Raw genomic sequence first — 13,973 nt, 5'->3', positions numbered from 1 at the left:
CGTCGCACTTTTCATCTTTCTCACCCCATGCAGCAGGGCGACTGTAATGTTAATTTAAGCTTGGGTCGAAAGCTGCAGCAGTTCCAAAGGTGTCAGTCTCTGTCCTGTTATCATTCCACTCGACTATAAAGTTATTTCTTCCCTCCCCCACTATAATACTCATGTAATCAAGTTGAATAAGTTCAAGCATCGATAAGAAAAAGAAAATAGCCTGTATGCGGTCTCTGCATTTTTCGAACACTTTTTCAAAAGAAACTGTTTTTTCTTTGCTGGCTAATTTCAATACAAATTCCCTTGTCTCTTCCATGGTGTAATTGTAGGCTACGACTGTGTGTACAGGCTTGTTTTGCCTGTCATGCACTTTCTGCATCACCTTTTCAAACGACTTCATCAGCTTAAACAAAGTAATGTTTTGAATTTCCGTCCCTTCTCCCGACTGCTCTCCTATCACTGCCATTTCCTTCTGCAGGTTACCTCTTTTCAGCATTAATAGTCGCATAGCTTCCATTTCTGCCATTTCTGCCGCAGCTTGTTTAAACCTTTTGTATTCAAGAATTTTATCAATCAATTCTTGCCTTGGATCAATTTCATTTCCTTGAGGGTCGACTTCTTTTCTTGGCAATAACAACTTCGCTTTAATTCTCATCAAGGTAGATATGAACAAAATAAACTCGCTGCTCAATTCTATATTCAATGCTTCTTGGGAATGAATATAGTGTAGGAAATCTTTGGTAATCTTAGTAATGGGAATGTTATAGATGTCTAGTTCATCTCTCTCAATAAAAAATAGCAACAGATCAAAAGGACCTTCAAATTGAGGTAGTTTAATTTGGTATGTTTCTGTTGCTGTCATTTGCTCACTTTATAAGTCGTATTTAATCTCCCGGCAACAACAAATGTATTGTTAAGAGTGGAGGGAATGATTCAGAAGAATAAACACGAAATCCACATGTGGATTAGTTATTCAAAAGAAAATTTGCTTTAGCCATCTTATTACTTTAAGCTGGTAATAGATTAAAACAAAAATCCAGTGGGAAAGCACTGGGATTTTCAATTGGGAGATTACTTGTGGATTAAATAGCCATTACATCTCTTTCCTTAGCGGCAAGATGTTTTTCGACCAGGGAAATATATTTGTCAGTTATGTCCTGCACTTCTTTTTCAGAGTCTTTTGCAATGTCCTCACTTAATCCTTCTTTTTGGAGTCTCTTTATTTCTTCAATTGCCTCGCGCCTGATATTTCTGATAGCCACCTTTGACTGTTCAGCCTCCGCAGCAGATTTTTTTACCAGTTCCTTTCTTCTTTCTTCAGTTAGAGGAGGTAAAAAAAGGCGAATATTAACGCCATCATTTTGTGGATTTAAACCGATGTTAGCAGCTATAATTGCACGTTCAATTGTTTGAAGGGTCTTTTTTTCCCAAGGCTGAATGCTAATTGTGCGAGCATCCATAATGTTGATATTAGCAACCTGGTTGATTGGGGTAGGTGAGCCATAGTAATCAACCAATATACCATCCAACATTTGGGGATTCGCTTTCCCTGCCCTGATCTTGCCAAGTTCTACTTCAAGAAAACCTATTGCTTTCTTCATTGAATCTTCCGCATCTTCTATTATAAACTCCAATTCTTCTGACATTGTACGAATTTTCTAACGCAAAACTAAGGATTACGGTAATACCAGCGAGGCTACTGTTTACTTTTCGGTTTATAAAAAATAGGGGGAAAAACTTTTAAACCTAGACAGAGTTTCGCTGCAGTTTAATCTTCTTCTACAACTGCTGCTTTTTTGTCGAACAACGGTACGAGACGTACATTTTCTTCATTTAGAAGCGACTTTACGTCACCTTTAATAGCCCTTAACTTATATTTCGACTTCTTGTAGGTAAGTACATACACCATGATTAAAAAGGTAGCCATCAAGGCCCCTATTAAAACACCTGTTCCAATACCCTGGAAGGTAAAAGAAGCGACAGACACTAAAATTGTAGTAAGGGCACAAATGAGCGTAACACTTTTGTGGTTAAATCCTCTGCTTAAAAACAGGTGATGTATATGGTTTCGATCGGGGCTGAAAGGAGAGCGGCCTTGCATAACTCTTATAGTAAATACTCGTAGAGTATCCATTAGGGGTAACAAAAGAATACCGAAACCTACTGCAGGAGCAGCAGTAACAGGGTAAGAAGTGTAAGTACTTCCTTCCTGGATAAATTTAATTACCAGGATACTGTTTACCAATCCAATTAGTAGAGATCCCGTATCGCCCATGAAAATTCGGGCAGGATGAAAATTATAGTATAAAAAAGCAAGAAGACATCCAGCGAAGCTGAAGCCTAAAACAGCATATGGTATATTTTGATTAACGAGGAAAAATATGGCAAAAACAAGCGAAGAGATTAATCCTAATGCTCCGGCAAGGCCATCGACCCCGTCAATTAAATTGAAGGCATTGATAATAACAACTATGGCAAAAATTGTAAGCGTGTAACTGCAGAAAGGATTCATGGCATAAACACCAAACAGACCGTTCATGTCTGAAATAACAAGATTCGACTTATATATTAGAATTCCTGCCACCAGCAGTTGACCTGCAAATTTTTTGGTAGCAGAAAGTACCATAATATCATCTTTAATTCCCAGGAAGAAGATAAGCAGGAAGGCCGCAATGTAAAACTGAAACTCGGGTGCATCAACGGCGAAATTCAACGTAAGAAGTATGCTAAGAATGAAGCCAACAAACATCCCCAAACCACCTAAGGAAGGTATTGGCTGCTTGTGAAATTTTCTTTTATCGTCAGGTTCATCGTAAAGCTTTTTCTTTTTTGCAATAACAATGATTACGGGTATTATGAGTAAGGTTATTATAAAAGCTATTATTGATCCCAGTATAACTTGTTGCATTCAATTAGCCATTTTAAATTACAGTGCTACCCTGATAACCGGGTAGCAAATTAAATGTATTTAATGCTCATAGTAAAATTTTTGTTATTATTTGAGCATTAAAAAGTTCTTAACCAATACTTCTAACCTTTAGTTTTTAAGACATTCTTTTAGGTTTTAAGCTGCTTTATATTGCGACGAAATTTCAAATCGAATTTGAAAGAGAACATCAGTCTTGTTGAACGAATTTTTGTTATAAATATTACAACTTGACTAAGAGAAATTTTAGGAAGCACAAATTTTTAATAAGAAACGTAATAACTAACCTTCTGGACTTAAGTTATTGAATATCAGCTTTTTAAAGAAAACTGCTGCTTACTTGCTTTTTTTGAAGGTATCCATGCAGCTAGTAGTGAGATAAACATAACCGTTGATATAACCATTAAAAAATCAGTAGGAACCATCTTTACAGGATAATAGTCGATAATGAAACTGCTCCCGGATAATTTCACCAGTTTATACTTTATCTGAAGTGCACATATAATTATAGCTATAAAAATACCCGAACCTCCTCCAACGACTGATAGTACAAAACCTTCATTTAAGAATATTCGTTGGATATAACTTTCGTCTGCTCCCATAGATTTTAAAACGGCAATGTCTTTTTGCTTTTCCAACACTAACATAGTAAGAGCGCCAATCATATTGAAAGCTGCCACTACAAGTATCAGCGATAAAATAGCATAAATCACCCACTTCTCCACTTGCATGACAGTATAGAGACTTTGATTTTGCTGGTATCTCGTTTCTACCCTAAAATCTTTGCCTAATAAATTTTGTAGCGTACTTTTTAATTGCTCGCTTTGTTCGGTACTGTTTAACGCAACCTCCACCGCACTATATTGATCCTCGTTTAAATCGAGCATGAACTTTACAAATCCAATATTGGTTATTGCATATTTGTTATCGAAGTCTTGTTGCAAATTAAAACTTCCGCTAACGTCGACATTGTAGGAATTGAGGGCGTCCAAACCCGAAAAGTTGGTAGCTTTTACATTTGGCAAGTAGACAGTTAATTGATTTAAATTCATTCCGGCCACTGACCCTACTGCGTTTTCAATGCCACCACCCAAAATCAGTTCTGGTTTGTCGGCTTGCCCGATACTATATCTTCCATTTTTTATATGGTGGGCCAAACCACTTACAGTCGTATAATTTGAGTCAACACCTTTAAGATATATTATGCTTTGATACTCGTTATTGACTAAAACAGCTTTTTCTTCCACAATTGTGCAAAGCTGCTTTACGCCAGAAGTTCCTTTTATTTGCTGTAGTTGCTTTGGTGTAAGCGTTATAAATTTTCCCTTCGCGGGCGCTATTCGTACATCGGTATAAAAATCTGCGTACAAGCCTTTAACCAAATCCTCGAACCCGTTAAACACACTTAGCACCAGAATTAATGCAGCGGCGCCGACTGCAATGGCAAGGATGCTGATCCATGCAATAAGATTTATAGCATTGGTAGTTTTTTTTCCGACAAAATATCTCCACGCAAATAATATCGTCATTTAAAGTATGCTTTCTCCAGCCTTATTTCGGTTACTCTTCCGTACTAGTTTTTGTGTTTTCACCTGAATTAATCTGCTTAAAAATATCTTCCATCTTGAATACATAATCTAACGTATCATCGAGGTAGAAGTGCAGTACCGGGATGCGTCTTAATTGATGCTTTACACGCTCACTCAACTCTTTTTTTATTTCCCATGCCTGCGCCTGTATCTTTTTCATTGTAGCTTTTGAATCCGCTACTTTAAATAAGCTGAGGTAAATTCTTGCTTCAAGCAAATCAGGCGTCACCTTAATGGATGATATGGATACCATGCCCCCATCTATCATATTTAAACCCAGCCGTACAAAAATGTCGTTCATTTCCTGTTGAATAACGGCTGCTATTTGTTTTTGTCGTTTCCCTTCTTGCATTATTCACATTTTTAATGGAGGTAAAATTAGTTACTTTGTAGCGATTTGATCGATTTAAAACACTAATGAAAAAATACTCCAGGCTTTTTAAATACCTGCGTTTTTACAAAGGCAACATTGTTCTTTACTTTCTTTTTACCATTTTCTCTATTGTTTTTTCGCTTGTCTCTTTGGGTACATTACCTTTTTTTCTAAGATTGATTTTCTCTCAGGAAAAGCTTGTTCTCTCTAAGCCCGAAGGTATTCATGGATCTCGCGATCTTATTGCTTATATCAATTATCAAATTAGTCACCTGATTGTTACAAATGGAGTAAATGGGCCTGTGCTTGCATTGGCACTGATATGCATTACTGTTATCGTTTCCGTTCTTTTAAAAAATCTATTTCTTTATTTGTCTTTCTACGTGCTTGCCCCAATAAAAAATTCGGTGATGACCAGGCTAAGAGCAGAACTTTATGATAAACTACTTCAATTACCAATTGGGTATTTTACAGAACAAAGAAAAGGGGATGTTATGAGCAGGATGACGAACGATATAGGTGAACTGGAAGGTTCTGTTGTAGGAACGCTGGAAGGATTTATAAAGGATCCGTTGAATATCATCATTATTCTGGCAACCCTTATCTATATCAGCCCAACCCTCTCGTTATTTCTATTAATCTTTCTCCCATTAACGGGAATTATTATCGGGCGTGTAAGCCGTTCGCTGAAGAAACAGTCAAACTCTGCAGCAATTATGCTGGGGGAAGCGCTTTCTGTATTAGACGAAACGCTTGGCGGCTTACGCGTGATTAAAGCTTTTAATGCCGAAAGAATCTTACAAGGTAAATTCAATAATACCAATAACAGGCTTTTTCATTTAAGAAACAAGATGCAGTACCGCCGTGATTTAGCATCACCACTCAGCGAGCTTTTGGGCGTAATGGTTCTTTGTGGAATTCTTTGGTTCGGAGGTAAGCTTGTGCTGGCAGGCACAGCAGGTTTAGAAGCCGAAGGTTTCATTATGTACGTAGGAATTTTTACTCAAATCATCAATCCCGCTAAAGCGCTTTCTTCTTCGTTTTACAATATGCAGAAAGGAACTGCTGCTATAACCAGGATAGAAGAAATACTCAATGCCCCGGTTAAAGTAGATGAAAATATAAGTGGCTTACAGCTTACCACCTTCGCAAATTCTATTGAGTTTAAGAATGTTAGCTTTTCGTATGACGATAAGGTGATTCTTAAAAATATTAATCTGAAAGTTGAAAAAGGAAAAACGTTAGCACTGGTAGGTTCGTCCGGCGCCGGGAAAAGTACTCTAGCAGATTTGATCCCCCGTTTTCATGACGTTACGGAAGGCGAGCTCTTGATTGATGGAGTTAATATAAAGGATTATTCATTGTTTTCTGTCAGAAAGCAAATGGGTATTGTAACGCAGGAACCCATTTTATTTAATGATACCATTGCAAATAATATTGCCTTAGGCGTTGAAAGTGCTCCAGCGAATGAAGTGGAAACGGCGGCAAAAATTGCTAATGCACATAATTATATTTCGCAAAAAGAAGCGGGATACGAGACTAATATTGGCGATCGGGGAGGTAAATTAAGCGGGGGGGAAAGACAACGTCTTACCATTGCCCGTGCAATATTAAAAAACCCTCCAATATTGATATTAGATGAAGCAACTTCGGCCCTCGACACTGAGAGCGAAAGACTGGTACAAGATGCTATCAATAATATGATGCAAAATAGGACCTCCATTGTAATTGCTCATCGCCTAAGTACCATTAGGCATGCAGATGAAATAGCTGTAATGCAGAAAGGTGAAATAGCTGAGCGCGGCACTCACGACGAACTTCTGTTAAAAGGGGGGATCTATAAAAGGCTGGTAGATATGCAGGAGGTTAAGTAACGTTATCCTTTTTGTTTTTTCTTTATACCTAACATTCGTCCATTACTTAACATCGTTGCGACGCTCCGTTCAGCTATTAGCCTTTTATGCAGAATTAGAAAATTTGCTCAAAAAGCTCTATTCCTTCCTGCACCCTCAAACGGAACAAAATAGAAAACAGGTATTTGAAGTTGTTTTACAAACAGAACTGAAAATCTACCAAAAAAGAAAGAGGGAAGCAGTGCTTCCCTCTTGTAAATACTTATATTTCAATGACTTATTTTGTTATTCCTAATTTAGCCTCCATGCTCAAGGTAGCATGAGGAACGGCACGAAGACGAGCTTTATCAATCAACTTACCTGTAACACGACAAATACCGTAAGTCTTGTTCTCGATCCTCATGATAGCTTTTTCCAAATGATCAATAAAAGTGATCTGGCGGCTCGCCATTTGACTAAGCTGCTCTCTTTCCATACTCATACCGCCGTCTTCCATTGTCATATATCGGTTGTCGGTCTCGTCGCCACCCATTTCATCCCGGCGTGTAATAAGGCCTTGGAGGTATGCCAATTCTTTTTTTGCAGCATCCAGTTTCTTGCCAATTAATTCTCTAAACTCCTGCAATTCAGAGTCACTGTAGCGCATGGTAGGACCTTGAGGAACAGTAGCAGGCGCATCCAAAACACTTTTCAAAAAGTCGGGCTCATAGTCCACTTTCTTATCGGTAGAAGTTTTAGGGATGACCACAGGTTTAGGAGGCTTTTCGCTTTCAGATTTTGCCTGTTTAACCGGCTTAGCTTCCTTCTGTACTGAAACGTCTGCCTTAGGTTTCTTCTCAGCGGTTAACTCTTTTTTTGATGAAACTGGTTTCGTTTCTTTTTTATCTACTTCTGGTGTTTTTTTCACTGGTTCTTTTAATTTTTTTTCAACTGCCTTTACTACGTTTTTCACAATAGAAGGAAGAGATGACGGTTTCGCAATTTTTGCAGTTTTCTTTAACGGCGCTTTTGCTGTTTTTGTTTGATCAGTTGTTCCTTTTTTGACTGGTGTCTTAGTGGCTGCGACAGTCACACCTTTTGAAGTCGCTCCCTTTGCAGGTTTAGGCGCTATTTTTTGCGGCGCTTTCTTTGAAGAAGCAGATGCAGATGCTTTAGAAGCTTTTTTTACTTCTTTAACTGGTTTTTGTGCAGCCATGGCTAAGCTTTTTTAATTACACTGACTTTTAATAATATATCGTTGACCTCGATTTGAGTTCCATCACTTATTTCAGGAACAAAATCAATTGAATCTGCTAAAATTTCGGCGCAAATATAGTTTTTATAATCATTTATAGAATGTACTAACCTTTCGTTTTCAACTATATTAATGTTAATTCGGTCAGTAACTTCGAAACCGCTGTCTTTTCTTAGATTTTGGATACGGTTGACAAATTCCCGGGCTTCACCTTCTTTTCTTAATTCGTTCGAAATCGTTATGTCAAGCGCTACAGTGAGGGTACCTTTGCTTGCTACACTCCATCCCGGAATGTCTTCAGCAGAAATCTCTACATCAGCCAATCGCAAGATAAGAGGTTCGCCATCAACCTCCAAAATAAATTTTTCCTCCTTTTCGAACCGTGAAATGTCCTGCTGGCTTAGCTTTCCGATCTCAGCGGAAACTGTTTTCATTTTCGATCCAAGCCTTTTACCAAGAGCTATAAAATTTGGTTTTATTCTTTTGTTTATAAAACCTTCAGTAGCTGTCAGGTACTCTATTTCTTTTACATTCACTTCACTTTTTATCAAATCTTCCACTTTAGAAAGTTGTTCTTTCATAGTAGAATTTAAAACTGGTATCAGTACTTTTTGAAGGGGCTGCCGAACCTTAATATTCACTTTCTTGCGAATACTTAAAATTAAAGATGAAGCGTCCTGGGCCAATTGCATTCGTTCTTCCAGGGCGATATCAATTGCATCGGCATTGGACTTGGGGAAGTTAGCATGGTGAACGCTTTCCACCTTAAAACGGTTTGTTACTGCGTTGAGGTTTTGAAAAACAGCATCGCTAAAAAACGGTGAAATGGGTGCGATTAATCTAACTACCGTTTCTAAACACTCATATAAAGTCTGGTAAGCAGCAATTTTGTCCTGCTCATATTCGCCTTTCCAAAAGCGGCGACGGCACAAACGGACATACCAGTTACTGAGGTGTTCGTCTACGAATTCTTCCACAGCTCTACCGGCTTGGGTTGGCTCATAGTCGTCCATGCTTTCGGTAACAGTCTTCACTAAGGTATTTAAAGAAGACAAGATCCAACGATCAATCTCGGAACGTTGTTCAAGTGGTATATATACTTCTTTAAAAGCAAATCCGTCAAGGTTACTGTATAGTGAAAAGAACTGGTAAGTGTTATATAAGGTGCCAAAAAACTTTCTTTGAACTTCCTGTATTCCGCCAATGTCAAATTTCAAATTGTCCCACGGACTGGCATTCGTAATTAAGTACCAACGGGTAGCATCAGCTCCAAACTTATCGATTGTTTGAAATGGGTCAACAACATTACCAAGCCGCTTACTCATTTTATTGCCATTCTTGTCAAGAACAAGTCCGTTAGAAACCACGGTTTTGTAAGCAACATTATCAAATAGCAAAACACCTAAAGCATGAAGGGTATAAAACCAGCCACGAGTTTGGTCTACTCCTTCGCAGATAAAGTCTGCAGGAAAGGTTTTTTTACCATCCACCAAATCCTTGTTTTCAAACGGGTAGTGCCATTGCGCGTATGGCATAGCACCACTGTCAAACCACACGTCTACAAGATCAGGTACACGTTTCATTGGCTTGCCCGTAGGACTAACCAAAACGATTTCATCAACGTATGGTTTATGCAGGTCAAGAATCCCTTCATGCAAATAATTCTCGTTTACATTTCCACCTAAAACTTCGTTGGCCTTGCGGATGCCTGAGTTTAATTCTTCAATACTTCCAATGCAAATTTGTTCGCTTCCATCTTCAGTTTTCCAGACTGGTAAAGGAGTGCCCCAAAAGCGACTCCGACTCAGGTTCCAATCCACCATATTTTCCAGCCAGTTGCCAAAACGGCCTTCGCCGGTGGACTTCGGCTTCCAGTTGATTGTTTTATTCAATTCAACCATCCTGTCTTTTAGCGCAGTTGTCTTTATAAACCATGCATCTAGCGGATAGTAAAGTATTGGCTTGTCAGTTCGCCAGCAATGGGGATAGGTGTGTTCGTATTTCTCAACTTTAAAAGCCCTGTTCTCTTTCTTTAGCTTCACACAGATATCGACATTCACATCTTCGTAGGATTTATCGTCTTTGTAATTTTTTACAAAGCGATTGCTAAACTCACCTAATCCATCCACGAATTTTCCCTGGCGATCAACCATTGTGAGAATTCCAATGTTGTATTTTTTACCAACCTTATAATCATCCGCACCAAAGGCGGGAGAGGTATGCACGATACCAGTACCATCTTCAGTAGTAACGAAATCTCCTAAAATTACCCGGAAAGGTTTTATCGCTTCATCATCGCCTATACTTTGAATGTTTTTGAGGCTATTTGCTTCATACGGCAGTAACTGCTCATATTCTATTCCCTCTAAATCCGATCCTTTGAACTCTGCCAATATCTGCCACGGAAGTAATTTGTCGCCTTCGCTATAGTTTTCAAATCCTGCGTTTTCTCCTTCGGGCTTAAAATATTTACCTAGCAGTGCTTTTGCAAGAATTACATTAACCGGAAGGTGGGTGTAGGGACTGAAAGTTTTGACCAAAACATAGTCAATGTTTGGTCCGGCAGTGAGGCCGAGGTTTGAAGGAAGTGTCCAGGGTGTTGTCGTCCATGCGAGGAAGAAAACTTCTGCTGACTGTTGATCACCAACAGTGTCAAACAGGAATTTGCTTTTTTCGTTTTCTACTGCCTTAAACATCGCAACTACCGATGTATCCTTTACATTTTTGTAGGTTCCGGGTTGGTTCAACTCGTGGGAACTTAAACCGGTACCGGCTCCGGGGCTATAAGGTTGAATGCTGACGCTTTCGTACAGCAAACCTTTGTCGTATAACCTCTTTAGCATCCACCAAAGAGTCTCAATGTAGTTGTTTTCGAAAGTGATGTAGGGGTCGTTCAAATCGACCCAATAACCCATTTTTTTGGTTATCTCGTCCCATTTGTCTTTGTAGCGAAGTACGGCTTCGCGACATTTTTGGTTGTAGTCTTCAACGCTTATTTTTTTACCGATATCTTCTTTTGTAATGCCTAATTCCTTTTCAACACCCAATTCTACCGGCAGACCATGAGTATCCCAACCCCCTTTGCGTTTTACCTGGAAGCCCTGCATTGTTTTATAGCGACAAACCAAGTCTTTCAACGTACGTGAAATAACGTGGTGAATTCCGGGCAAACCATTGGCACTTGGAGGTCCCTCGTAAAAAACAAAAGGTTCCGCTCCTTCTCGCAAGTCAATGCTCTTTTCGAAAGCATTGCTTTCTTCCCACTTTTGTAAAATTTCTTTTTCAATGGTAGGAAGGTTTAAACCTGAAAATTCTCTGTATTTAACGCTCATAGTTATAGAAACTGCTCAAATGATAATAAAAAGGTGCGCAAAGGTAAGGAAAGTACACCGCCCTTCAGTTGAACTAAAAGCTTAATAAGTTGTAAAATGCCCACGGCCAGACAGCATTACAAGAGACAAACGGAGCGTCGCAACAATGTTTAATAGGAGTACGGTAGCCCGTTGAAAAAAGTTATTTCAGGTATTTACCTATTACCGGCATTTTTTGAAATTCCTTTCTTTCAACCAACAGTATGAACCAGACATAAATGAATAGTAAGGTGGAAGCTACTATAAGACTGAATACGGTGTAAGGCAATAAGGCAATCAAGCCTTTATGGATGAAAAACAGCGTTACTACTATTACGACATAGGCAACCAGCTTTTTAGATGCGTAGGGAATCCGATACTCTTTTTGCCCCCACAGATAGCTCATCACCATCATGCTTCCATAGCAGAAAAAGGTGGCCCAAGCACAAGCCATGTAACCAAATGATGGGATAAAAAGCCTGTTGATTAGAATTGTGATAGCCGCCCCGGTTAAGGTAATAACTGCACCGGCGTGCGTTTTATTGCTTAGTTTATACCAGATACTTAGGTTATAGTAAATACCTAGGAAGATGTTTGCAAGCAGTAAAATAGGCACAACTCCCAAACCGGCCCAGTAGGTTTTGTTTCCTATAAAAAAATAGCTGATGACAGGAATGTATAGACTTACTACGAGAAACATGGTGGTCACGGTAATTACGAAAAACTTCATTACCCTGGCATAGGTTTTCTGAGGGTTCAACCCTTCGGCTTGTTTAAAGAAAAACGGCTCCGCACCCATTCGGAAAGCCTGGATAAACAGGCTTATCAGGAGCGATAATTTATAGCAGGCGCTGTAAATCGCAACCTGCTCCTGCTTAAAAGTAGGACTTCCCGGAACCCACCAATTGAGCATTAGCCTGTCAAAGGTTTCATTGATCATTCCACCCATGCCCACAATTATGAGCGGCAGCGCATACAGCATCATTTCCTTCCAAAGCTTCGCATTGAAATGAAGTTTTATAGAACCAATTTGACCTGACAACAAAAGCAAGGTGAGACCTGAAGACATGACGTTTGCGAGAATAACATAAGTAACGCGGTTAACATCGGTACGATAAAGCAGACCGACCCAACTGTTAGGATTGTCTTCAAGAATTTTGGGGCAATAAGAGAGAAAGAAAACGGTAGCAAGAATATTTAAGACAATACTGCAAATGCGAATAACGGCATATTGAATAGGTCGTCCCTCCTGCCGCAGTTTAGCGAACGGAATTGCGGCTAGTGCGTCTAAGGCAATTATGATAATAGTTAAGTCAATCAGCTGCGGGTCATCAGCCACACCCGCAAAGCTTGCAAGGGAGTTTCTGAAAATCCACAAAAAGGCAGAAAAAAGAATGGTAGTAAGAAAAAGAGAAATGCTTGCTGTGCTATAAATGCTGTTCTCATATTCTTTGCGCTGCGAAAAACGGAAGTAGGCAGTTTCAAAGCCGTATGTAAAAAGTACGTTCAGCAGTGGGATAGCTGCAAACACGAGACTCATCTTTCCGTAGTCTGCTATTTTTAAGACAGAAGTTCGCGTTAAATAAGGGGTTAGCAGGTAACTCATAAAGCGGGCAGCAATAGAACTCACTCCGTACCACATCGTCTGACCCGCCAATTTTTTTAATCCACTCAATTGATTCTATTATTTAAACAAAAATAACATGTCTGGTAACATGCCTCATTTATTATTCATTCCTAGAAACGAATCTTCCTTCGGTTGCTTTTAACCTCCGAAGTTATTTTTTTAGACTCTATTCTTTTTTCCTTGCTTGCCTTTGACGGTTTTGTAGCGATCCGCGCTTTCTTTTTAACTAAGGCATGCTCTATTAGGATGTTTAACTTTTTCACCACTTCGTCCCTGTTTCCTAACTGGGTTCTTGCTGTTTGAGACTTTACCAATAAGAATCCTTCAGAGGTAATACGGTTTTTGAGTTTTTCCAAAAGAGCATGTTTTTGCTCCAAAGTAAAAAGAACAGACTCAGCGATGTTCCATCGTCCTTCTACCATTGTCTCTACTTTATTTACATTCTGGCCTCCCTTACCGCCACTTCTTGCTGTACTAAAAACGATTTCGTTGTAAACATCTACCTTCATAAACATAAAATTACTGGTAAAAAGGTTTGTATGAGGGTGGTTATTCAACGGGTAAATAAAGCTTCGGTTAAGGTTGATAGTACAGTAACAGGCGAGATAACCAAAGGCTTGCTAATATTGATTGGAGTAGAGGATGCCGACACTGACGAAGACATTGCGTGGCTTAGCAATAAAATAGTGAACCTGAGAATATTTGGTGATGAAAATGGGGTAATGAACAAAAGCGTGAAAGAAGTAGACGGAGAAATATTACTGGTCAGTCAGTTTACTTTACATGCAAGCACAAAAAAAGGAAACAGGCCATCCTACATTAAAGCTGCTAAAAGTGAATTTGCAATACCTATGTATGAAAAAGTGATAGCGCAGTTAGAAGCTGATTTAGGAAAGAAAATTTCCACAGGTATTTTTGGGGCTGATATGCTGGTTGAGTTGTCGAATAACGGGCCGGTAACGATTGTGATAGACAGCAAGAATAAAGAGTAAGAATTCCAGTATTGGGAAAGCTTTTCTTTCCTGGAGAT

General features: G+C 39.1%; 11 protein-coding genes. 2 read left to right on the top strand and 9 right to left on the bottom strand.

Annotated elements, in window-relative coordinates:
• Nucleotides 1-49 precede the first annotated feature (49 nt).
• The 5 genes from SAE01_RS09710 to rbfA all read right to left on the bottom strand — a co-directional run bounded on the left by SAE01_RS09710 (nucleotide 50) and on the right by rbfA (nucleotide 4,858).
• Nucleotides 50-853, bottom strand: coding sequence for a segregation and condensation protein A (locus SAE01_RS09710; protein ID WP_147203560.1), 804 nt, complete (start codon nucleotides 851-853; stop codon nucleotides 50-52).
• 220 nt (nucleotides 854-1,073) lie between these two features.
• Nucleotides 1,074-1,637, bottom strand: coding sequence for a ribosome recycling factor (frr, locus tag SAE01_RS09705; RefSeq protein WP_147203559.1), 564 nt, complete (start codon nucleotides 1,635-1,637; stop codon nucleotides 1,074-1,076).
• 122 nt (nucleotides 1,638-1,759) lie between these two features.
• Complete coding sequence (locus SAE01_RS09700) at nucleotides 1,760-2,899, bottom strand: MraY family glycosyltransferase (protein WP_147203558.1); 1,140 nt, start codon at nucleotides 2,897-2,899, stop codon at nucleotides 1,760-1,762.
• 329 nt (nucleotides 2,900-3,228) lie between these two features.
• Nucleotides 3,229-4,446, bottom strand: a complete 1,218-nt coding sequence (locus SAE01_RS09695) for an FtsX-like permease family protein (protein WP_147203557.1) — start codon at nucleotides 4,444-4,446, stop codon at nucleotides 3,229-3,231.
• A gap of 31 nt (nucleotides 4,447-4,477) precedes the next feature.
• The gene (gene rbfA, locus SAE01_RS09690) at nucleotides 4,478-4,858 is read right to left on the bottom strand and encodes a 30S ribosome-binding factor RbfA (protein ID WP_147203556.1); all 381 of its coding nucleotides are present in this window, start codon (nucleotides 4,856-4,858) and stop codon (nucleotides 4,478-4,480) included.
• Between the two features lie 65 nt (nucleotides 4,859-4,923).
• On the opposite strand from rbfA, the gene SAE01_RS09685 reads away from it, so the two are divergent.
• Complete coding sequence (locus tag SAE01_RS09685) at nucleotides 4,924-6,753, top strand: ABC transporter ATP-binding protein (protein ID WP_147203555.1); 1,830 nt, start codon at nucleotides 4,924-4,926, stop codon at nucleotides 6,751-6,753.
• 256 nt (nucleotides 6,754-7,009) lie between these two features.
• On the opposite strand, the gene SAE01_RS09680 is transcribed toward SAE01_RS09685, so the two are convergent.
• The 4 genes from SAE01_RS09680 to arfB form a co-directional block, all read right to left on the bottom strand.
• On the bottom strand, nucleotides 7,010-7,927 hold the full coding sequence (locus tag SAE01_RS09680) for a TraR/DksA C4-type zinc finger protein (protein ID WP_147203554.1): 918 nt from the start codon (nucleotides 7,925-7,927) through the stop codon (nucleotides 7,010-7,012).
• Nucleotides 7,928-7,929: 2 nt separating this feature from the next.
• A complete protein-coding gene (ileS, locus tag SAE01_RS09675; protein ID WP_147203553.1) occupies nucleotides 7,930-11,298 on the bottom strand; it encodes an isoleucine--tRNA ligase in 3,369 nt (1,122 codons plus the stop codon).
• Between the two features lie 181 nt (nucleotides 11,299-11,479).
• On the bottom strand, nucleotides 11,480-12,991 hold the full coding sequence (locus SAE01_RS09670; protein ID WP_246113196.1) for a lipopolysaccharide biosynthesis protein: 1,512 nt from the start codon (nucleotides 12,989-12,991) through the stop codon (nucleotides 11,480-11,482).
• Between the two features lie 62 nt (nucleotides 12,992-13,053).
• Nucleotides 13,054-13,452 carry an alternative ribosome rescue aminoacyl-tRNA hydrolase ArfB gene (gene arfB, locus SAE01_RS09665; protein ID WP_147203552.1) on the bottom strand — a complete coding sequence of 133 codons (399 nt, stop codon included), beginning with the start codon at nucleotides 13,450-13,452 and terminating at the stop codon, nucleotides 13,054-13,056.
• A 30-nt stretch (nucleotides 13,453-13,482) separates the two neighbouring features.
• Between arfB and dtd the strand changes: the two genes are divergently transcribed.
• Nucleotides 13,483-13,935 (top strand): D-aminoacyl-tRNA deacylase, encoded by a 453-nt coding sequence (gene dtd, locus SAE01_RS09660; RefSeq protein WP_147203551.1) that lies wholly within the window; start codon nucleotides 13,483-13,485, stop codon nucleotides 13,933-13,935.
• Nucleotides 13,936-13,973: the final 38 nt, after the last annotated feature.

It is taken from the genome of Segetibacter aerophilus (assembly GCF_007991655.1).
In the GTDB taxonomy this organism is placed as follows: Bacteria; Bacteroidota; Bacteroidia; order Chitinophagales; family Chitinophagaceae; genus Segetibacter; species Segetibacter aerophilus.
Note: the sequence above shows the minus strand (reverse complement) of the source record. Positions and strands in the feature narration are given on the sequence as shown.

Excerpts from the sequence above, each read along its gene's own strand:
- frr (WP_147203559.1), bottom strand. The coding sequence starts at position 1,637 with ATGTCAGAAGAATTGGAGTTTATAATAGAAGATGCGGAAGATTCAATG.
- SAE01_RS09680 (WP_147203554.1), bottom strand. The coding sequence starts at position 7,927 with ATGGCTGCACAAAAACCAGTTAAAGAAGTAAAAAAAGCTTCTAAAGCA.
- dtd (WP_147203551.1), top strand. The coding sequence starts at position 13,483 with ATGAGGGTGGTTATTCAACGGGTAAATAAAGCTTCGGTTAAGGTTGAT.
- SAE01_RS09700 (WP_147203558.1), bottom strand. The coding sequence starts at position 2,899 with ATGCAACAAGTTATACTGGGATCAATAATAGCTTTTATAATAACCTTA.
- SAE01_RS09695 (WP_147203557.1), bottom strand. The coding sequence starts at position 4,446 with ATGACGATATTATTTGCGTGGAGATATTTTGTCGGAAAAAAAACTACC.
- rbfA (WP_147203556.1), bottom strand. The coding sequence starts at position 4,858 with ATGCAAGAAGGGAAACGACAAAAACAAATAGCAGCCGTTATTCAACAG.
- arfB (WP_147203552.1), bottom strand. The coding sequence starts at position 13,452 with ATGAAGGTAGATGTTTACAACGAAATCGTTTTTAGTACAGCAAGAAGT.
- SAE01_RS09710 (WP_147203560.1), bottom strand. The coding sequence starts at position 853 with ATGACAGCAACAGAAACATACCAAATTAAACTACCTCAATTTGAAGGT.
- ileS (WP_147203553.1), bottom strand. The coding sequence starts at position 11,298 with ATGAGCGTTAAATACAGAGAATTTTCAGGTTTAAACCTTCCTACCATT.
- SAE01_RS09685 (WP_147203555.1), top strand. The coding sequence starts at position 4,924 with ATGAAAAAATACTCCAGGCTTTTTAAATACCTGCGTTTTTACAAAGGC.